The sequence below is a fragment of the Psychrobacter pacificensis genome (genome assembly GCF_018336615.1).
Taxonomy (GTDB): Bacteria; Pseudomonadota; Gammaproteobacteria; order Pseudomonadales; family Moraxellaceae; genus Psychrobacter; species Psychrobacter pacificensis.
In genome coordinates this window covers 1,938,593-1,958,870 of sequence record NZ_CP048752.1, presented here as the reverse complement: position 1 = coordinate 1,958,870, position 20,278 = coordinate 1,938,593, and the positions used below count along the sequence as shown (strand labels likewise).

General features: G+C 43.2%; 18 protein-coding genes. 6 read left to right on the top strand and 12 right to left on the bottom strand.

The window, feature by feature from the left end; all coding sequences use genetic code 11:
- Window positions 1–22: 22 nt before the first annotated feature.
- Together GYK50_RS08235 and ychF are read right to left on the bottom strand one after the other, a co-directional pair.
- Window positions 23–535 carry a hypothetical protein gene (locus GYK50_RS08235; protein WP_071001306.1) on the bottom strand — a complete coding sequence of 171 codons (513 nt, stop codon included), beginning with the start codon at window positions 533–535 and terminating at the stop codon, window positions 23–25.
- 185 nt (window positions 536–720) lie between these two features.
- Window positions 721–1,812, bottom strand: a complete 1,092-nt coding sequence (ychF, locus tag GYK50_RS08230; RefSeq protein WP_071001307.1) for a redox-regulated ATPase YchF — start codon at window positions 1,810–1,812, stop codon at window positions 721–723.
- Between the two features lie 443 nt (window positions 1,813–2,255).
- Here ychF and GYK50_RS08225 point away from each other — a divergent pair, with 443 nt between their 5' ends.
- From GYK50_RS08225 to GYK50_RS08215, 3 genes are all read left to right on the top strand, one after another.
- A complete protein-coding gene (locus GYK50_RS08225; protein ID WP_071001308.1) occupies window positions 2,256–4,454 on the top strand; it encodes an ATP-dependent helicase in 2,199 nt (732 codons plus the stop codon).
- 264 nt (window positions 4,455–4,718) lie between these two features.
- Entirely contained in the window at window positions 4,719–5,966 is a 1,248-nt protein-coding gene (locus tag GYK50_RS08220) for an NAD(P)/FAD-dependent oxidoreductase (protein WP_071001309.1), read from the top strand.
- A 54-nt stretch (window positions 5,967–6,020) separates the two neighbouring features.
- A complete protein-coding gene (locus tag GYK50_RS08215; protein WP_071003571.1) occupies window positions 6,021–6,359 on the top strand; it encodes a RidA family protein in 339 nt (112 codons plus the stop codon).
- Window positions 6,360–6,546: 187 nt separating this feature from the next.
- Here the strand turns inward: GYK50_RS08215 and GYK50_RS08210 are convergent, their stop codons facing one another.
- Both GYK50_RS08210 and GYK50_RS08205 read right to left on the bottom strand, forming a co-directional pair.
- Window positions 6,547–6,693 (bottom strand): hypothetical protein, encoded by a 147-nt coding sequence (locus tag GYK50_RS08210; RefSeq protein ID WP_284719264.1) that lies wholly within the window; start codon window positions 6,691–6,693, stop codon window positions 6,547–6,549.
- Window positions 6,694–6,930: 237 nt separating this feature from the next.
- Window positions 6,931–7,431 carry a lactoylglutathione lyase family protein gene (locus tag GYK50_RS08205; RefSeq protein ID WP_071001310.1) on the bottom strand — a complete coding sequence of 167 codons (501 nt, stop codon included), beginning with the start codon at window positions 7,429–7,431 and terminating at the stop codon, window positions 6,931–6,933.
- A 107-nt stretch (window positions 7,432–7,538) separates the two neighbouring features.
- Here GYK50_RS08205 and GYK50_RS08200 point away from each other — a divergent pair, with 107 nt between their 5' ends.
- Window positions 7,539–8,408, top strand: a complete 870-nt coding sequence (locus GYK50_RS08200) for a LysR family transcriptional regulator (RefSeq protein ID WP_071001311.1) — start codon at window positions 7,539–7,541, stop codon at window positions 8,406–8,408.
- Between the two features lie 84 nt (window positions 8,409–8,492).
- On the opposite strand, the gene GYK50_RS08195 is transcribed toward GYK50_RS08200, so the two are convergent.
- The 8 genes from GYK50_RS08195 to ppsA all read right to left on the bottom strand — a co-directional run bounded on the left by GYK50_RS08195 (window position 8,493) and on the right by ppsA (window position 16,913).
- A complete protein-coding gene (locus GYK50_RS08195; protein ID WP_071001312.1) occupies window positions 8,493–9,629 on the bottom strand; it encodes a glycerate kinase in 1,137 nt (378 codons plus the stop codon).
- 112 nt (window positions 9,630–9,741) lie between these two features.
- Window positions 9,742–11,100 (bottom strand): GntP family permease, encoded by a 1,359-nt coding sequence (locus GYK50_RS08190; protein WP_093070987.1) that lies wholly within the window; start codon window positions 11,098–11,100, stop codon window positions 9,742–9,744.
- A gap of 331 nt (window positions 11,101–11,431) precedes the next feature.
- Window positions 11,432–11,671 carry a hypothetical protein gene (locus tag GYK50_RS08185; protein ID WP_093070989.1) on the bottom strand — a complete coding sequence of 80 codons (240 nt, stop codon included), beginning with the start codon at window positions 11,669–11,671 and terminating at the stop codon, window positions 11,432–11,434.
- Window positions 11,672–11,992: 321 nt separating this feature from the next.
- Window positions 11,993–12,499: a 50S ribosomal protein L9 gene (gene rplI / locus GYK50_RS08180; RefSeq protein ID WP_093070991.1), complete on the bottom strand. Its 507-nt coding sequence runs from the start codon at window positions 12,497–12,499 to the stop codon at window positions 11,993–11,995.
- Between the two features lie 20 nt (window positions 12,500–12,519).
- Window positions 12,520–12,750 (bottom strand): 30S ribosomal protein S18, encoded by a 231-nt coding sequence (gene rpsR, locus GYK50_RS08175; RefSeq protein WP_010198808.1) that lies wholly within the window; start codon window positions 12,748–12,750, stop codon window positions 12,520–12,522.
- A 16-nt stretch (window positions 12,751–12,766) separates the two neighbouring features.
- Entirely contained in the window at window positions 12,767–13,171 is a 405-nt protein-coding gene (gene rpsF, locus GYK50_RS08170; protein ID WP_071001316.1) for a 30S ribosomal protein S6, read from the bottom strand.
- Between the two features lie 265 nt (window positions 13,172–13,436).
- Complete coding sequence (locus GYK50_RS08165) at window positions 13,437–14,417, bottom strand: RDD family protein (protein ID WP_093070994.1); 981 nt, start codon at window positions 14,415–14,417, stop codon at window positions 13,437–13,439.
- A 114-nt stretch (window positions 14,418–14,531) separates the two neighbouring features.
- Window positions 14,532–16,913 carry a phosphoenolpyruvate synthase gene (gene ppsA, locus GYK50_RS08160; protein ID WP_093070996.1) on the bottom strand — a complete coding sequence of 794 codons (2,382 nt, stop codon included), beginning with the start codon at window positions 16,911–16,913 and terminating at the stop codon, window positions 14,532–14,534.
- 596 nt (window positions 16,914–17,509) lie between these two features.
- On the opposite strand from ppsA, the gene ppsR reads away from it, so the two are divergent.
- Together ppsR and sthA are read left to right on the top strand one after the other, a co-directional pair.
- Window positions 17,510–18,406 (top strand): posphoenolpyruvate synthetase regulatory kinase/phosphorylase PpsR, encoded by an 897-nt coding sequence (gene ppsR / locus GYK50_RS08155; RefSeq protein ID WP_071001320.1) that lies wholly within the window; start codon window positions 17,510–17,512, stop codon window positions 18,404–18,406.
- Window positions 18,407–18,564: 158 nt separating this feature from the next.
- Window positions 18,565–20,214, top strand: coding sequence for a Si-specific NAD(P)(+) transhydrogenase (sthA, locus tag GYK50_RS08150; protein WP_284719265.1), 1,650 nt, complete (start codon window positions 18,565–18,567; stop codon window positions 20,212–20,214).
- Window positions 20,215–20,278 lie beyond the last annotated feature (64 nt).

Below are 20,278 nucleotides of genomic sequence, written 5' to 3'. Positions count from 1 at the left end.
CAGCCACTAAGCGCCATGGCAATTAAGATTTATGACAATCAAAAATTACCTCTTCCTCGTCGATAGGCACATCACTATTTAGTGTTTTGTTTAGCAAGGTTGCGTTGTCACCATCCACTTGCCATATAATGCCATGAGTGTCATCTAATCCAATATCACTTGTGTATATGGTTTTGTCAGTAAGGGCGTCGCTACCAGAGGCAGCTGTCAAATCGTATTCGATACCGTCAATAAGTAGGTGCGCGGTCTGTGGTGTGGCATCGGTATGATAGTAGACGCCGATAGTAGCAGTAGGCTCACAAGAGAATGGTGTGCTGTTGCTAGCGTGCTCAGAATGGTCGTGACCCTCATGATCATGTCCTTCGTGAACGTCCATGTCATTATGACTTTCATGGTCATGTCCTGCATGATCGTGTTCCATATCATCATGGGCATGTTCATCGTGCTCTGCGTGACTGTCTACGGTTGTCACATCTTCAGATGCTGCTGGCTCACCGTCTGTTTTTGGCTGGCAGCCTAACAATGAAACTGTCATAACACTGCCTATGAGAGCAGCACTTGCAAATTTGGAAAAAGAGAAAAAGTCAGTCAAAGTATAAGCCCTCAAATAAGCAAGATAAGATATGTTATAATATAACAAAAGGGTAATAAAATAAAGCCGATGCTGGAAAATATCCAACATCGGCTGATTAGCTATCAGATAGTATTGACTAGCTAAAGCTACACGTTAAATCTAAAGTGCATGACATCGCCATCTTGAACGATGTAAGTTTTGCCTTCCAGCCGTGACTTACCAGCGGCAGCAGCGCCTTTTTCACCGTTGTATTCGATGAAATCATCATAAGCGATCACTTCAGCACGGATAAAGCCGCGCTCAAAGTCCGTATGAATCACGCCAGCGGCTTGCGGGGCAGTAGCGCCAATTGCAACGGTCCATGCACGGACTTCTTTGACACCAGCGGTAAAATAGGTCTGCATATCAAGCAAATCATAACCACCGCGAATCACTTGATCAAGACCAGCCTCTTCCATGTCCATCTCAGCCAAAAAGTCTTTTTTGTCCTCTTCATCTAGCTGGGCAATTTCAGCTTCGATTTGGTTGCATAGAGGAATGACGATAGATTCTTCGCCAGTCGCGTAATCACGAACAGCGTCGAGATAGGGATTGTTTTCAAAACCATCTTCAGCAACGTTAGCAATATACATGGTTGGCTTTAGGGTGATGAGGCCGTAGCTGCGGATGAGTTTTTTCTCATCAGCGTCTAGATTGGCCGCGCGCGCCGCTTTGCCTTCTGCTAATAATGGCTCAATCTTTTTGAACACATCCAGCATGGCGCTAGCGTCTTTGTCACCGCCTTTGGCTTTTTTGGTCAAGTTCAGTATCGCGCGTTCAACCGCTTCCAAATCTGCCAATGCCAACTCAGTATTGATGGTTTCGATATCATCAATCGGACTGACGCGACCATCGACGTGTACCACGTTGTCATCATCAAAACAGCGAACGACATGGGCAATCGCATCAGTCTCACGGATGTTGGCGAGGAACTGGTTGCCCATGCCTTCGCCTTTTGACGCGCCTGCCACCAAACCTGCGATGTCTACAAACTCCATCGTCGTTGGCAATACGCGTTCAGGGTTGACGATATCAGCCAATTTCTTTAGGCGTGGATCGGGTACTGGTACGATACCGGTGTTGGGATCTTTGGTACAAAACGGAAAGTTTTCAGCGGCGATACCCGCTTTGGTCAACGCATTAAACAAGGTGGATTTACCCACGTTTGGTAGGCCGACGATGCCGCAATTAAAACCCATAACAGTCTCTCAATGTATTAATAAAATAGTTGGTACTGAGCTAATATAAGACTTGATATTTAGTCAGGATAAAACTGAGTTCATCTAAAGCTCAGCTTGTTTGAAATATTAGTCAAATAGACAATCAAAATTGGGCACATTGTAGCAAATTTACGGGAATAGGGGTGAGGTTGTTACTTTATATGCTAAGGTTTTTACTCAGCGGTGGCAGGTGTGTTTGTACTAAGGCTCAGATAGGTTAAACGCTGAAAAGTGAATACAATGGGTTGCTTCTTATTTAGACAAGCGGTGTTCGATTTGGTATTCAGTATTTTTTGCTATAGTACGTTATCATAGATAAATAGTGGCATCAGCTCACAAACAGTCAGTGAAATTTGCTGGCTGGTTTAATTTTTTCAAACAATCAGCTCGCTCCAAAACAAAATGTAAGGCAATATCCGATAATGACAACCTCGATTTTTGATACACGCCGCTATAAATATCCACAGAATTTTCTTGAGATGAAGCCCAAACTTGCTCGACTTGAGCAGGCCATCAAAAAGCTCGAGACAAACCTCATTGACGCTAATGATCAAGCAAATACGAAGCTGTTGACGCAAAGGTTGGATAGTCATTTGGGATTGAAGGTCGACTATGCCAGTGAGCTCAATCCCGATCAGCTCATGGCTGCCACCACTATCGAAGGTAAAGTGTTGGTGATTGCGGGTGCAGGATCGGGCAAAACCAAGACTTTGACCTATCGCACCAGCTATTTGCTCGAAAACGGCGTGTCACCTAAAGAGATTTTGCTACTAACCTTTACTCGTAAAGCGGCAAATGAAATCAAAGATCGCGCTAAATCTTTGCTGGCAAGTAGTCTTTCAAATCAAGAGCTATCTGATGATGCATTGGCTGAAGATAAGCTCCCAACTGACAAGGCATTAAATAATATCACCAGTGGCACCTTTCACTCATTTTGCAATATGCTGCTGCGTCAATACTCTGGTCTGCTCGGTATCAATCCACGATTTACGATTTTAGATACTGGCGATAGCGAGGATGCTATCGACTTGGTACATAAAGAAAAAAAGTATCCTACCCAAACCAAAACCCAAGCCTTTCCGCGCAAAAAAACATTGCAAAATATCATTTCAACCTCTAGAAACAGACGCATTCCTATTCGCGACCTAATAGAAAGTAGCTATCCTGATATCGCCGTACATATTCCTATCATCGAGCAATTAGCAATTGATTTTCATGAGTATAAGCGCGCCAATCACTTATACGATTTTGACGACATTATCAGTCAAGTGGTACGTCATCTAAAAACCAACGACACCTTTAGGCAGCGACTTCAAAACACATATCGTTATGTCATGGTTGATGAATATCAAGACACCAATATTCCGCAAAAGCAGCTAATTGACTTAATATGTGAGCCTGATTCGGTGTCACTAATGGTCGTTGGCGATGACAATCAAAGCATCTATGCCTTTCGCGGTGCTAATTACGAAAATATTTTGCTATTTGGTGAGACGTATCCCAATGCCAAACTTATCAAGCTTGAGCAAAATTATCGCAGTACACCTTCGGTACTAAACTATATCAACGCGTTGTCAGCGCAAATCACGCTAGGCTATCAAAAGCAGCTGTATTCTGATGCGCCAATAGCAGGCGACAAGCCAATATTTCGACGACTCAGCGATGAGACAAAAGAAGCGAGTTATATCACTGATAAGATAGTCGCGCTAAAGCCTGAGTATGATTATAACGACTTTGCGGTATTGTGCCGCACGTCTTTTCAGTCCAATTATGTACAGCTAGAATTTATGGCGCGCAATATTCCCTTCATCGTGGTGGGCGGTATCAAGTTTATTGAAAGACGCCATATCAAAGACGTGTTGGCTTTTGTCAAAGTTCTCTATAACCCGAACGATACGATTGCTTGGCATCGTATTTTAACTTTGTTTAAAGGGGTAGGAGCAGTCACGGCGACGCGCTTAACCCAAGCCATCACCGCTGACAATAATGCGTTTGAGTCGCTACTGGCAGCATCGTTTGCCAAAAAAAGCGATCAGCTAAAGCCTCTATACCACACGCTTACCAAGGCCCAGCAAGCAGAAACGGTTGAGACAGCCATTGAGCATATTCTTGAGTTTTATATCCCTGTGTTAAAGTTGATAGAAGACAACTGGCGTGAGCGTAGCGAGGACTTTCGGGTGCTAAAGAATTTAGCGACAGAGCACACGAGCCTCGATAGCTTTTTAGAAAATCTTGCGCTCGATCCGCCCAATGACTCAGTCGCGGTCATGGAAAGCTCTGACGATGGACAAAGTAATGATAAAGTCACGATCTCAACCATTCATAGCGCAAAAGGGCTTGAGTGGCCAGTGGTGTTCGTCAATTCATTGGTCGATGGCATCACGCCGCATCATCGCTCATTGGACGACTTTGAAGCATTAGAAGAAGAGCGTAAGCTGTTTTATGTGGCCTGTAGTCGTGCGAAGACGCAGCTGTATTTGACCGCGCCGAATTACTTCTCTAGTTACTCTGGATACTTTGATATGGCCTCACGCTTTATTGCGGAACTATCGGCTGACGAGGTAACAGTAGAGACGGTAAAATCGCCTATCAAGAAAAATGATGACCCAATATGGTGGTGATTTTTTGAGGATATTGATGGTATCTATCATACTGGGTTTTAGTGTGTATTTTGCGGATTTTGGTCGTCCAATAATGGCTTCATACGCCAACTATTCCTTTTGAAAATGACCTACAAATAAATGTATAGCCAAAAGTATTTAATAGCAAAAATATTTTTCAAATAAGGGTTTAAAATTTATCCCAATGCGTTACTATGACCACCTAATTTGGTAAGACCTTTATATTTGATACTCTGTATTAACACCCTAAGAAAAGGATAGGTTATGCGCTACGAAGTGATCGTTATCGGTGCAGGTATGGTTGGCACGTCAATCGCGTGGCATCTACAAAAAAATAACTCAAACGTATTACTCTTAGACAAAAAATTGCCAGGGTCAGAGACCTCATATGGTAATGCCGGCTTGATTCAGCGCGAAGCCATTCATACGCATCCTTTTCCTCGTCAGCTGACAGAGATGATCCGAGTATTACCTAACCAAGGTACTGATATTCGTTATCGCATACCGGCAATTCTGCGTTATCACCAAGCGCTGCTACAGTACTGGAAATACTCAACGCCTGCGTCAGTCAAAAAAATCGAATCTGAGTGGCAGACCTTGATTGAGCATTGTACCAGTGAGCACCAAACCATGATTAGCGCCTCTGGTGCTGATGAGCTCATTACTCGTGATGGTTGGCTACAATTACATCGCTCAGAAGAGACTTTCAAAGAAGCGCAAGCATCCGCCATTGATGCACGTAATCAAGGGGTTGAGCACAATGTATTGAACCTTGAAGAGCTAAAAGCAATGGAGCCCCGCGCCAATTTTGACGGTTTCGTTGGTGCTATTCATTGGTTGAATTCATGGCAGGTATCAAACCCAAGCTCGCTGGTAAAAGCCTACGCAAAAAACTTCCAAGACATGCAAGGTACGATCAAAGAAAATGACGTCAAAGAAATCGTCAAAGAGGCGGATGGCTGGAAAATCACCACTGATAAAGATACCTATTATAGTGATAAATTGGTCATCGCAGCAGGTCCTTGGTCAAATGATTTGATCAGACCACTTGGTTACAATCTGCCATTGTTCCCAATGCGCGGCTATCATCAGCATTTCAAAGTGACAGACAAGAACACAATCCATCACAGTATGTTTGATATGGACAAAGGCTTTGTCATGGGGCCAATGCAGCAGGGTATCCGTATCACTACGGGTGCTGAGATGACTACCATGAATGCGCCAAAGAATTTTGGTCAATTACAAACGGTATTGAAGCTTGCAAGAAAAATTTTGCCATTAGAAGATGCGGTTGAGAGTGAAGCATGGGCAGGATCGCGTCCTTGTATGCCTGACATGAAGCCCGTCATCGGTCCTGCTGATAAGCATGACAACCTCTGGTTCGCATTTGGTCACAGCCATCAAGGCTTCACTTTGGGACCAATGACAGGGCGTCTGGTTGAAGAGATGATTCATAATAAGCCTGCATTGGTCGATCTTGCACCATTTAGTGCCCAGCGTTTTTCTAACTAAGCGCGACTTGACTGACTAAACACAGATTCAAATTAATAAAAAGGTATAGACATGATTAAGAAGCTACATAGCAATCAGCGCATGAGCAAAACGGTAATCCATAACCAGACGATCTATTTGTGTGGTCAGGTCGGTAATGCAGAAGACGATATCAAAGCGCAAACGTTGACGTGTTTGGAAAAAATCCAAACGCTATTAGAAGAAGTGGGCAGCGACAAATCAAAGCTACTATCAGTCACCGTTTGGATCAAAGATATGGCGGATTTTGCTGCTATGAATGAAGTCTATGACAAGTGGTTTGAAGGCATACAGCCACCAGCGCGTGCTTGCGGCGAATCAGCATTGGCACGCCCTGAGCTATTGGTTGAGATGATTGCCATCGCTGCTGAGTAATAAGCGGCTCGTAGTACTTGTAGTATATGTATTAAATAGAAATAAAGAAGGCCATGATAGCGATATCATGGCCTTTTCTATGCGTAGCAATAAGCCAACTCGATTATTGAAAAGGAATATGCTAGCTTTTTAATCCAAGCACGCGCCGTATAACGTCAGCGAAGCAATACAATGATTATTATAGGAATTAGCATTCTTTCCATACCGCTTGGCGTTTCTCAATAAAAGCATCAATCCCTTCACCCACATCGTCTGCCACCATATTGCAAGTCATGACCTCACTGGCATAGTCATAAGCGTCTTCGACACTCATATCCAGCTGCTTATAAAACATACAGAAGGTCATCTCTATCTAGAGTGGTGCCTAATTGAGTCATTTATCATCCTTGATAATGGGTTGGTTTATAGTTTTATATATAGCTGACTAAATAGTAGCATGGCTCATATTCTATACAATAGATGGAGCACATAGAAAGCGCATAAAAAAATAGCGCACTCAGGTGAGGAGTACGCTATTGGTTTTTCAGTTAAATATAAGCTAAATTCATACTAAGCTGTATTTATACTGAACCTAGTATGCGCCTTCGCTATAGATAAGCTCGTAGCTATGGCTATATATCTCGACGATGTTACCGAACGGGTCTTCCATATAGATCATGCGATATGGCTTTTCGCCAGGGTAGTAGTAGCGTGGTTTTTCCATACGTTTTTTGCCACCTGCGGCAACCATACGCTCAGCCAGCGCTTCAACGTTTGGGTCTTGGACGCAGAAGTGAAAAATACCTGTTTTCCAGTATTCAAAGTTATTTTCAGGGTTTTCCTGATTTTTAAATTCAAAAATCTCAACACCGATACGGTCACCAGTGGAGAGGTGAGCGATCCGAAAGCGGCCCCAACCAGCACCGAATACTTCAGTGCACATCTTACCAATCGGGCTGTCATCTTCAATAATCTCAGTAGGCTCCATGATGGTGTACCAACCCAGCACTTCAGTATAAAATTTTACAGCAGCATCTAAGTCAGGGACTGACAGACCGATGTGCGAAAAGCTTCTGGGATAAACGTTGTTCATAGCTTGTGCTCCTGTTTGCTGTACTCTTGTTTGACGTGAGGCCAGTATACAAACGCACTGTCATTATGTAAAATTATCAAATATTATAAAAATAAGTATGAAACGTAATGATTAATGTCACATGGCTACGCACTTTTTGTACGCTTGCCGAAGTTGGGCACTTTACTCGCACGGCTGAACGTCTATATATGACACAGTCCGGTGTGAGCCAACATATACGTAAGCTAGAAGAGCAGCTGGACACAGATTTGTTAATTCGACAAGGAAAGCAGTTCTCATTGACCAATGCAGGTGAGCAGCTTTATAAAGAAGCAGGCGAGATATTGCAGCGATTATCAAATTTAGAGCAGCGCATCAGTGAAGATCCGCCTTACGAAGGGCTAGTACGGTTGATGTCACCGGGTAGTGTGGGACTTAAGCTATACCCGCAGCTTTTGACCTTACAGCAACAGCACCCAAAGCTAGTGATTGATTATCGCTTTGCCCCCAATGCTGATATTGAGCAGGCATTGGCAAATCACGAGATCGATATTGGTTTTATGACGGACATCTCAGATGATGAAACGATTAGCTGCAAGCCTATGGCGCAAGAAGCATTGATACTCGTAACCCCTGCGACTACAGTAGAGCCGAGCTGGGAGCAGCTTATGGCACTTGGATTTATCGATCATCCGGATGGTGCCCATCATGCAGGCATGCTACTGACTGCCAATTACGAGCAATTCCAGCATATCAATGATTTTGAGAAAAAAGGCTTTTCGAATCAGATTGGTCTAATTTTAGAGCCCGTCAGCAGGGGAATAGGTTTTACTGTCTTGCCGGCGCATGCGGTGGCTGCTTATCCAAAGCCTGAGCTGATTAACAGTCATCATTTACCAGTTGCTGTTAGCGAAACGCTATATCTGGCAGTCAGACAACAGCAGGCACTTTCTAATAGAATGCATACGGTCATTAATGCAGTAAAAAAATGGCTATAGATATGTTGAGAGTGATAAATGTACAGCTAACAAAGGGTTTAATAACTGTACATTTAGTGAAGAAGGTTCATTGATAGATTGCGACTATCTCAAAGTCTGCCCAAGTTTGATACTTGCAGCGATATTAGCAGCAGTCGTTTCAATGTTGTTATAAGCAGAACCCAACACATTATCGATCGTATCTACTTTTTGGATACTTGGCATCACAACATTGAACTGACTGGTCTGAGCAGGTTTTAGTCCGTCAACACTGCCGCAGATAGCGATAACAGGTGTGCGGCTGGCCTTAGCGATTTGGCTGATACCACCAGCGACCTTACCCATGGCGGTTTGCGCATCGAGCTTGCCTTCACCTGTGATGACAAGATCAGCCTCTGCGATATGCTGTGACAGGTGAGCCACTTCGGCAACCGTATCAAAGCCTGACTTCAGCTGAGCTTTAAAGAACGTCATCATCGCATAGCCAAGACCGCCTGCCGCGCCAGCGCCTGCAACGTGTTGACAGTCTTCATAGCCATGCTGTCCACATATGGTCGCAAAGTGACTGAGCGCTTTATCCAAGGTATTGACTTGCTCCGGACAAGCGCCTTTTTGTGGGCCAAACACAGCGCTGGCCCCAAGCAGACCACAGAGCGGATTGGTCACATCACAAGCAACCTCAAATACTGTGTCTGATATCTTTGTATGAAGGTTAGTATTATCGAGTTTATGTAAGCTGGCAAGTGCGCCACCACCATGAGTGAGCAGACTGTCATTGATATCATGAAATGTTATGCCTAACGCCATTAGCATGCCAAGGCCTGCATCATTGGTTGCGCTACCACCCAGACCGATGATGATGCGTTTAGCCCCTTCCTCCAAAGCATCAGCAATCAGCTCCCCAACGCCATAAGTGCTAGCAACGATAGGATTACGCTCATCAGCTGTTAGTAGGTGCAATCCGCAGGCTTGAGCCACTTCAATAACCGCCGTCGCATTGGGCAATAACAGATACTTGGCGATGATTGGTCTCATCAATGGATCATGCACTCTGACTTCTTTCCAGCGCCCACCCAAGACATAAGACAATACCGCTGAGGTGCCTTCACCGCCATCCGCCATCGGCAATAATTTGTAATCAGCATCTGGAAACACTTGACTAAAGCCAGATTGAACGGCGTGGCAAACATCGAGTGCTTCTAGGCTTTCTTTAAACGAGTCAGGGGCGATCAAAATTTTCATACGGCTCTCTTTGAATATCTTAATGACACGATCATCGCAACAGTGTCGTGTTTTAAAACGTTTACTTAGCAATAATCAAATAAACGTATATATACGTACCCAATCTCATGAACTAGATAAACACTAGGGTTAACAACCAGATAAATACGATGCTAGTCACCCCTTGGATACCAGTGGCCATTGAGTGCGCTTTGTACGCTTGTGCCACGCTCATGCGACTAAACTGACTCACGATCCAAAAGAAGCTATCATTGGCGTGAGAGATCGTCATGGCACCGGCACCAATTGCCATCACACAGAATACACGGCCAAGCTCACTGTCCAAGCCAATTTGGTTCAACAGTGGGGCAACCATAGCAGAGGTTGTGACCAATGCCACTGTGGTTGAGCCTTGTGCTGTTTTTAGCGCAGCAGAGACGATAAATGGCATAAAAATACCTAAACCCAAGGCCGATAACGTTGAACCTAGATAATCGCCAATTGGCGTCACTTTTAGCATGGCACCAAATGCGCCACCAGCACCAGTGATCAGTAGGATAGGGGCTGCTACTACCAAACCTTGTGAGATACTATCGCTGATTTGCTGCGTTTTTTGCTCTGAATCAATCAATAAAAACGATAAAAACAAACCAATCAACAATGCAGTCAGTGGATTACCGATGAATATCAAAACCTCTGCTAGCGTACCACTACCGAACGGTGCACTTGGGAAATTGGCAACCGACGACAGACAAATTAATATGATAGGCACAATGATAGGTAAAAACGCCATTGTTGCTGAAGGCAGTTTGCTGTAGTCATCGCGTGTTTTTATGCCTTCAGGTAGGGTCGCTGCTTGAGCATCTGTGGCATTGATATTATCAGGCGTGGCATTAAGAAAGCGATTCGACCACCACCAGCCGGCCAATACGGCAACAGCCGTGACAACCACACCGACCATGATGACCAAACCTAAGTTTGACTCTAGTCCTAAATTACCTGCCGCCGCGATTGGGCCTGGCGTAGGCGGTACGAAGGTATGAGTGGCGTATAGACCAGTAGCCAAGGCAATACTCATCGCGACACTTGATACATGTAATCGCTCAGCCAAAGACTCTTTTAAAGAGTTTAAGATAATGTAGCCAGAATCACAAAATACAGGCACCGAAACCACTGCACCGACGATAGACATGGTCAAAGTAGGGAAGCGTGGCCCCAATACTTTGATGACTGACTCTGCCATTACAATAGCCGCCCCTGTTTTTTCGAGGATTAAGCCAATAATCGTACCAAACACAATCACAAGACCGATGTAGCCTAAAATACCACCGAAACCATCAGAGATTGTCTTTGCAACAGTGTTGAGCGGTACTTGGTAAAAAAGGGCAACCAAAAAAGCGGACAAAATCAACACTAAAAAAGGATGCCACTTCAATTTTGCGGTAGCGAAAATAATAAAAAGAATGGTCAGCACAAGCCAAAATACAATCATCACTGTCTCAATATGGTTTATATCTTAATGAGTTATTCACGCAAACAGGCATCAATAACGATACGAAATTTTGAAGGGGCATATTTTATAGCAAATAGGGGGCACTAGGAAATACATTTGTCAAAGAGATGCTGTTTGTTATGGCGATATGAACATTTTCTGATGAGAGTAGTGGCATTCTTATGCCTGCAGAGTTATCGCTTTTTCGATTTTCAGACCGCATTTAACCAAGGTTTTTCACTAAAAAAAGACTGACCACTATAGATGGCCAGTCTTTTATAAGGTATCGCTTATTTTTTTTGTTCAAGATGAGTTTTATATAAACTCCAATCTAAGCAATCTTATCGAAGAACGCTTTATTGTCAGTAGCTATCGTAGAATCGAAGCTTACGTAAATACCTTTATCATCTAGCGTTGCATACCAGTGATCATCATCGCCGCTGGTCAGTATCTGAAAGTATTTGTCATTTACGATTCTACCTACCGTATAGATCTCACCCTCTGAATAGAAATCGTTACCTTTGACACAAAGTAGTTTATCGTCAGTGTTTATTTCATCAGTGTTAGTCATATTAAAGTACTCTATCAACGAAAAGTATAAAAATAGAAAAATCTTTCTACTCGTTATGATGAATACAATTATATAGACAGTATCTTGTTGGTTGGTATAGCATTTTTAAGTGAGTTGTTGCAAATGGTTACTGCAAGATATCATGCTGACAAATAGTATTGAATACAGCTTTTAGTAATCGATTGATACTTACAAGGCATCAAGAAAACTCTGATGTAATGCGAAAGTATTACGATCACATGTATAAAATATCGACATAAAAAAAGCCAGCAACACAAGGTCACTGGCTTTTTTATAGACTGAGTCTAATTATCTAGAAGATTACTCTTCAGAATAATCTTCTTCAGCTTCTTCTTCGTCAGCTGAATCTTCGTTGTTACCATCTTCAGAAAGAATAGTAACTAAGATGCTAGCAGTAACGTCATGGTGTAGCTGAATATCAACATTGTATTCGCCAACTTGACGTAGTGTGCCTTCAGGTAGCTTGATTTCAGCACGGTCTACTTCTAAACCTGAGTTAGTCAATGCTTCAGCGATATCGCGAGTACCGATAGAGCCGAATAGCTTGCCTTCGTCACCTGATTTCGCACGCATGATAACATTAACGTCAGTTAGTGCATCAGCACGCTCTTGAGCAGTAGCGATCTCTTTTGCTTCTTCAGCTTCAAGCTCAGCACGACGTGCTTCGAACTTTTCAATGTTAGCTTTGGTCGCAGGTAGAGCGCGGCCTTGAGGGATAAGAAAGTTACGACCGTAACCTGGTTTTACATCGACAGTTTCACCGAGTTTACCAAGGTTGACGATACGCTGTAACAAAATAATTTGCATGAGTCATTCCTAGTTAGCGGTTAACCTTGATGGTTATCAGTGTATGGAAGTAGCGATAAATAACGAGCTTGCTTGATAGCAGTCGCTAGTTGACGCTGATATTTAGTAGACGTACCGGTAATACGGCTTGGTACGATTTTGCCATTATCACTAATGTACTGTTTTAGCAATTCAACATCTTTATAGTCGATGTGAGTGATGCCTTCAGCAGTGAAACGGCAGAATTTGCGACGGCGATAGAAACGTGCCATGAGTATTCTCCTTTAATTAGTCTTCACTGTTGTCGTTGTCGTCATTATCGTTTTCACGATTGTCTGGACGACGAGTAGTTGCTTTGCGTGCGCGTTTTTCATCGGCATTCTTGGCTAACTGCGACTCTTCAGTGATAGCTTCGTCACGGCGCATAACTAGACTACGAATGATCGCGTCGTTATAGCGGAATAATTCTTCAAGTTCAGCCAAAGTCTCGCCGTCAGTTTCGATGTTGAAAAGAACGTAGTGAGCTTTGTGAATCTTGTTGATTGGATAAGCCAATTGACGGCGGCCCCAATCTTCAAGGCGATGGATAGTACCACCGTTGTCTTGAACCAACTTGATATAGCGTTCAACCATGCCGACCACTTGGTCGCTTTGGTCTGGGTGTACAAGTAACACCAGTTCGTAATGTCGCATTATGACTCCTTACGGATTAGTAGCTATTAACCCTATGTTAATAGCAAGGAGATTTATAAGGTAAGCCCACGTTCTTAAAAATATAGTAAGAAATAAGCTTAGTTTATAAAGCGCCGTATTATAACAGCACTTGGCGCTTAACACAAAGGGTAATCACCAAGCGGCTGCCAATAAGATATAAAAAGATGGAAAATAAGCGTTACTCAATAAAAATGCTGCGATCTTGCGCAGCGTTTTTATCTGAAACAATATGGTGAATAAAATATTATTCAGATTTTGACTTTTTTACCAGTTGGCTACTGTCTGCTTTGACCACTAAAGTTTTGGCAAGTTTGTCATGCCAACCGATATTTTCAGGGCTTTTTGATGCCATATAATAATGGATAGCAATAATCACAAAACCCAAAAAGCTAGTAAACGAAAACAGTAAATTATAGATAATAAACAACAGTAACGTACGTGTACCGACCAGCTTGATAAACGAGGGTAGACGATGTGTGGTCTGATCCACAACCCGAATACCAGTGATTACTTTGCCTAGGGATTGACCACGCATGGTAATAAATACCAGCTGCAGTGCAAACAAGCCAAAAACCATGACTTGCGACATCATGAGCGTACTGCTTGGAATGCTTTCCATCAACGACATTGAATATTGATAGGCAGCGTCCATATTTTGGATGTTTTGAAACTTGGTATAGTCTACATCCATTTTGGTCAGTGCCATTACTAATGGCAATATGGCCAATACGTAAAGCAGGCCGTTGAGCGCGGTTGCCAATATGCGTGACATAATCGGCGCCAGTACCACATCACCAATGACTTTATCATTATCTGCGACCGTCTTTTTGAGAGCAGTTTTGTTTAATGAGACATTGTTGTGCGGCGTTTGATGACGATTGGTCGTCATATCGGCCTTCACATTTTTAGAACGTTCAGGCTTGCCATATAGTCTATCTAATGATATTGAATTATTATCTTTAGTATTGCTGGTATCTTCAGGGAAGACGGTCACATTATTGATAATAGAATCATTCGCATCAGGAGTAGTAGCACCAGTCGGTCGATAGACCGTTTGATTATTGGTCACATTTCCTACGCGCTGCCACTGATCTAAGCCTTCATGCCAGATTAAATCATCAAGCAATACTTCGCCTGATGCCAGCATGATATTAAGCTGCTCCAGATTGTATGGACCAGCTTGTACGTTATTTCGAGCAAGGAAAATCTGCATAGTTGCCTGCATAGTTAGTCATGTCTTAAGACATTATATTAGGGTCTATTTGAAAAAATCAAATAGACCCTAATAGTGGTATCTTTAATGACTGTGTGAGTTACCGCTGCGACTGAACGTAACGGTCTACTTTTCTTCACCAGCTAGGAAGAACCAAGTATCTAGCACAGAATCAGGGTTCAATGATACCGAGCTGATACCTTGTTCCATTAACCAGAACGCTAGATCTGGATGGTCTGATGGGCCCTGACCACAGATGCCAACATATTTGTTTTGCTTACGGCAAGCGTCGATAGCCATAGTGAGCAATTTCTTAACAGCAGTGTCACGCTCATCAAACAGATGTGAGACGATACCTGAGTCACGATCAAGACCAAGCGTTAACTGAGTCAAATCGTTAGAGCCGATTGAGAAACCATCGAAGTACTCTAGGAACTCTTCTGCGAGTAACGCGTTGGTTGGTAGCTCACACATCATGATGATGCGTAGACCATTTTCACCGCGTTTTAGACCATTTTTCTCAAGTAACTCGATTACTTGCGCCGCTTCACCAGTGGTGCGGACGAATGGAATCATGATCTCAACGTTGGTTAAGCCCATCTCATCACGAACACGTTTTAGCGCTTTACACTCAAGCTCAAAACAGTCACGGAAGTTGTCAGAGACATAACGGCTAGCGCCGCGGAAACCAAGCATTGGGTTCTCTTCTGATGGCTCGTACAGCTTACCACCAAGCAAGTTAGCATATTCGTTTGATTTGAAATCTGACATACGAACAATAACTGGCTGATCCATAAAGGCAACGGCTAGGGTTGAGATACCTTCAACCAATTTATCAACATAAAAGTCAACAGGTGAGGCATAGCCTGCGATACGCTCTTGAATGGCTTGTGAGATCTCACGTGGCAAGCTGTTCATGTTTAGCAGCGCTTTTGGATGCACACCGATCATACGGTTGATAATAAACTCTAAACGCGCAAGACCAATACCTTCGTTTGGCATCTGGGTGAATGAGAAGGCGCGATCTGGGTTACCAACGTTCATCATGACTTTGAATGCAAGCTCTGGCATAGACTCAACCGAGTTGGTCTGTACTTCAAAGTCAATCTGGCCTTCATAAATAAAACCAGTGTCGCCTTCAGCACAAGACGCAGTCACGTCTTGACCATCGACTAGCAGTTCAGTGGCGTTACCACAACCAACGATGGCGGGCACACCTAACTCACGCGCGATAATGGCTGCGTGACACGTACGACCACCACGGTTGGTGATGATGGCAGAAGCGCGCTTCATGACTGGTTCCCAATCTGGATCAGTCATGTCTGATACCAGAACATCGCCTTCTTCTACTTTGTCCATCTCGTTTAGGTGAGTAACGATACGTACTTTACCCGAACCGATGCGCTGACCGATTGAACGACCTTCACACAATACTTTTGCGCCAGTCGTGTCGATGACATAACGCTCCATGACATTGCTGTCTTGGCGACTCTTAACGGTTTCAGGACGTGCTTGAACGATAAAGATTTCACCGCTATCACCGTCTTTTGCCCATTCGATATCCATCGCGTGGCCATAATGCTGCTCGATGGTTACTGCTTGCTTGGCAAGAGAGGTCAGCTCTTCGGTAGTCAAAGAGAACTGCATGCGATCTTGTTTTTCAACATCGACCGTTTTCACTGATTTTGCGGTGCTGCCTTCATCACCATAAACCATTTTCTTGTGTTTGCTGCCTAGGTTACGACGAATAACGGCAGGCTTACCATCAGCGAGCAGACGTTTTGAGATGTAGAATTCGTCTGGGTTGACCGCACCTTGTACAACCATTTCGCCAAGACCATAGCTTGACGTGATGAACACGACTTGATCAAAACCGCTTTCGGTATCCAGCGTGAACATAACACCAGCAGCACCAGTCTCTGAGCGCACCATACGCTGTACGGCAGCGGACAATGCCACACCTTCGTGCTCAAAACCTTTGTGTACACGGTAAGAGATTGCACGGTCGTTATATAGCGAGGCAAATACTTCTTTAATAGCAATTAGGACGTTATCAATACCGCGAATGTTCAAGAAGGTTTCTTGTTGACCAGCAAATGACGCATCTGGCAAATCTTCAGCAGTCGCAGAAGAGCGTACAGCAACAGCGATGTCTTCGCCGCCGCTCATGGTTTCGAACGCTTGACGTACTTCTTGCTCAAGATCTTTTGGCAATTCTTGCTCAATAATCCAAGTACGGATCTTTTTACCAGTCGCCGCAAGCTTATTAACATCATTGACATCCAATGTGTTTAGCTCGTTGTTGATTTTTTCTAATAAGCCTGTTTCTGTCAAAAAGCGATTGAATGCGTTTGATGTGGTGGCAAAGCCGCCTGGAACACTAACGCCTAAATCAGAAAGATGGCTGATCATCTCGCCAAGTGAGGCATTCTTGCCACCAACCATTTCGATGTCGTCTTTTCCTAGCTGATCAAGATTGATTACAAGTGCTGTAGATTGCGCTGCCATGATAACTCCAGAAAATAAGGTTATTTAGTAAAGATTATAACGGTGAATTATACCGCCATATTAGGAGGAATTCGAGGGGTTTTACCAAAAAACTTGTTAAAAATACACAAATTGTAGGATTTGCTACACAGAGTAAGGCCAGTCTAATCAAGTTTCGTATTTACTCAGATGAAAAATATCATTGCTAGTGACGATGTTATGCGCTTTCAAAAGCCAATTACTGCATAAAATAGACGTATTCAAATAAGCCATATTTAGAGTATTTTTATAATTTATGTTTCAATCTTATGTTTATATATAGGAAATGCTATAAAAAATGCCTTGATGAGAGGTGGATTGGTTATGACGACAAGATGAAAAACAATGTTGGTGCTAAGTGTACGCCTGTAACATTAATTTCTATTAACAAGCTAATATGCGTATAATGTAGCGGATAGATAAGTGATGCATATGGCTATATAAATATGCAATAGCAGCGCTGCCATCGTTCTGCATTTACAAGAGATAAGGCAGCCAAAGTTAGATAATTGCTATTAGATCAATACTAAAAATGAAATGAAGATCATTATTGAGCTTTCAACCGAGGTGTCAACGTTATGTACTCAAGCAATCCATCTGAACAAGTCAAGTCCACTATCCAAAATCGTCATGCGCTAAACTTGGACAGCTCACAAGCCATCAGAACGGCATTTTTTATCTCAGATGGCACCGCAATTACGGCTGAGACCCTCGGACGCGCTATTTTGAGTCAGTTTGCCTCGGTCCCTTTTGAGACAAGAGTGTTGCCATACGTCGATAGCTTAGAGCGTGCCGATGATGCCGTAGAGCAGATAAACATGGCGTATCAACGTGATGGGTCGTTGCCGTTGGTGTTTGATACGATCGTCAATCCAGAGATTCGTGAAAAAATCAATTCAGCACACAGCTGTAATTTGGATATGTACGAAGGGTTGATTGGCCGCGTTGCAGAAGAGACTGGCGTAGAGCCAGATGGTCATTCAGGTCATGCGCATGATGATGTCGACTCTGAGACATATAAAGAGCGTATCGATGCAGTCCATTTCGCCTTAGACAATGATGATGGCGCACGTACTCGTCATTATAATGCAGCAGATATTATTTTGGTGGGTGTGTCACGCTCTGGTAAGACACCGACTTCTCTATACTTAGCATTACAATTCGGTATTCGCGCCGCTAACTATCCTCTGACCGAAGATGATTTGTACGACAATCAACTACCAAAAGCTCTGCGTGACCATAAAGACAAACTGTTTGGTTTGCTCATTGATACCGATCGCTTGGTAAAAATACGCCAAGAGCGCCGTGCGGGCAGTCGTTACTCAAGTTATCAGCAATGCCAGCAAGAACAGCGCGCGATACAGGGAATTTATATCACGCATGGTATCCCAAGTTTGGATGTATCAGAGATGTCTGTTGAAGAAATCGCCACGCGTATATTACAGATGACAGGTCTTAAACGCCGCATTGGGTAATGGACTATTAATTTTATAATATGTAATCGTCATCAAGTTTGTAAAAAGTCTATTCATACCTTATGGTGAGTACAACTTTACTAAGCTGCTTGGATATTAAAAATATTAACTCGTGCACATAGATATTAATAGAGCAAACAATACATAAAGAGGACATGATGGTAAGTAAGAATATAGGTGACGCAACCAATGATACTGGTAAAGACGTCCATACTGAAGTATCGAATAAATCTAATGGTCGTTCGCCCAATCCTGAGCATACTGAAGGTAAAAACGCAAAACAGAAAATCGAGCAGACTCATGAGCAGGTCACTGAAGATATCATGCATTACCCTGATCTCATCAACCCGCTTGATGACACTCGTATTGATATCAAATCTGGATTTACCAAAGATTCTCGTCGACTAAAAAGTGACGATCACGAGTATGAGTATGATGCGGTGGTTTTAGGTGCAGGTCCTGCTGGTGAAGCCGCTGCCATGAAGCTGACCAAATCTGGTAAAAGAGTGGTCGTCGTCGATCCGCGTGATCAAGTAGGAGGTAACTCTACTCACGTCGGTACAATTCCTAGTAAAGCATTGCGCCAATCAGTATTTAACTTGATTAACTTCCGTCGCGACCCGATGTTTACCAAAGCGATGGAGTATAAGCAAGTTCCGCTAAATGAAGTATTGGCTAAGGCGCGTCAAGTAATCCGTCGTCAAGTCAGTACGCATACCCGTTTTTATGAGCGCAACCGTATCGAAGTTATTCAAGGTTGGGCAAGTTTTATTGACGCTCATACGCTGCGCATTGAAGTCGACGACAATATCTACGAAACTATTACTTTCAATAAAGCCATCATTACTGTCGGTAGTCGTCCTTACCGTCCTGATATTTTAGACTTTAAACATCCACGCGTTTTTGACTCTGACAAAATCTTGCAAATGGATTATGTCGTCAAAAAAATCATCATCTATGGTGCAGGGGTGATTGGCTGTGAGTATGCTTCTATTTTTACAGGACTTGGTTATAAGGTTGATCTTATTAACAACCAAGATCAGCTACTGAACTATTTGGATAGCGAAATCAGCGATGCGATCGCGCATGACTTTAGACAGTTCGGTGTGCTTATCCGTAGTAATGAAGAGATTGATCATCTCGAGACTCATGATGATTATGTGGTCTTGCACTTAAAGAGCGGCAAGCGCATCAAATCTGATGCCATTCTTTGGTCAAATGGTCGCTCAGGTAACACAGAAGGCTTAAACTTAGAAGCCATTGGGCTAAAAGCAAATAGCCGTGGTCAGTTAAAAGTAGATGATACTTACTGTACGGACGTCGACAATATTTATGCTGCTGGTGATGTCATCGGTTGGCCATCATTAGCCTCTGCTGCCTATGATCAAGGTCGCTGTGCTGCTGCCTTTATGGTCGGTGATAGTGATGCCGAGCCAGTATCTAGTGTCCCAACTGGTATCTATACCATTCCTGAAATCTCTTGTATCGGTAAAACAGAGCAGGAGCTAACGGATGAGAAAGTTCCGTATGAAGTGGGTCAAGCGTTCTTCAAACATCTGGCACGTGCCCAAATCATTGGTGAACGCTCGGGCGTATTAAAGATATTGTTCCATCGTGATACGTTAGAAATTTTAGGCATTCATTGCTACGGCAACCATGCTTCAGAGATTATTCATATTGGTCAAGCAGTGATGAAGTGCAAAAGCAACAATACGCTTGAGTATTTTGTAAATACGACTTTTAACTATCCAACGATGGCAGAAGCGTATCGTGTGGCTGCGCTTAACGGTTTGAACCGAGTATTTTAATGTTTAAAAATGACTCAAAGTGAAAGTGTCATATGTATAAAGAAGCGCCTGCTAATATTAGCAG

Bases quoted from the DNA above. Each gene is read 5' to 3' on its own strand.
- GYK50_RS08235 (WP_071001306.1), bottom strand. From the start codon at position 535: ATGACAGTTTCATTGTTAGGCTGCCAGCCAAAAACAGACGGTGAGCCA.
- ychF (WP_071001307.1), bottom strand. From the start codon at position 1,812: ATGGGTTTTAATTGCGGCATCGTCGGCCTACCAAACGTGGGTAAATCC.
- GYK50_RS08225 (WP_071001308.1), top strand. From the start codon at position 2,256: ATGACAACCTCGATTTTTGATACACGCCGCTATAAATATCCACAGAAT.
- GYK50_RS08220 (WP_071001309.1), top strand. From the start codon at position 4,719: ATGCGCTACGAAGTGATCGTTATCGGTGCAGGTATGGTTGGCACGTCA.
- GYK50_RS08210 (WP_284719264.1), bottom strand. From the start codon at position 6,693: ATGTTTTATAAGCAGCTGGATATGAGTGTCGAAGACGCTTATGACTAT.
- GYK50_RS08205 (WP_071001310.1), bottom strand. From the start codon at position 7,431: ATGAACAACGTTTATCCCAGAAGCTTTTCGCACATCGGTCTGTCAGTC.
- GYK50_RS08200 (WP_071001311.1), top strand. From the start codon at position 7,539: ATGATTAATGTCACATGGCTACGCACTTTTTGTACGCTTGCCGAAGTT.
- GYK50_RS08195 (WP_071001312.1), bottom strand. From the start codon at position 9,629: ATGAAAATTTTGATCGCCCCTGACTCGTTTAAAGAAAGCCTAGAAGCA.
- GYK50_RS08190 (WP_093070987.1), bottom strand. From the start codon at position 11,100: ATGATTGTATTTTGGCTTGTGCTGACCATTCTTTTTATTATTTTCGCT.
- GYK50_RS08185 (WP_093070989.1), bottom strand. From the start codon at position 11,671: ATGACTAACACTGATGAAATAAACACTGACGATAAACTACTTTGTGTC.
- rplI (WP_093070991.1), bottom strand. From the start codon at position 12,499: ATGCAAATTATTTTGTTACAGCGTATCGTCAACCTTGGTAAACTCGGT.
- rpsR (WP_010198808.1), bottom strand. From the start codon at position 12,750: ATGGCACGTTTCTATCGCCGTCGCAAATTCTGCCGTTTCACTGCTGAA.
- rpsF (WP_071001316.1), bottom strand. From the start codon at position 13,171: ATGCGACATTACGAACTGGTGTTACTTGTACACCCAGACCAAAGCGAC.
- GYK50_RS08165 (WP_093070994.1), bottom strand. From the start codon at position 14,417: ATGCAGGCAACTATGCAGATTTTCCTTGCTCGAAATAACGTACAAGCT.
- ppsA (WP_093070996.1), bottom strand. From the start codon at position 16,913: ATGGCAGCGCAATCTACAGCACTTGTAATCAATCTTGATCAGCTAGGA.
- ppsR (WP_071001320.1), top strand. From the start codon at position 17,510: ATGTACTCAAGCAATCCATCTGAACAAGTCAAGTCCACTATCCAAAAT.
- sthA (WP_284719265.1), top strand. From the start codon at position 18,565: ATGGTAAGTAAGAATATAGGTGACGCAACCAATGATACTGGTAAAGAC.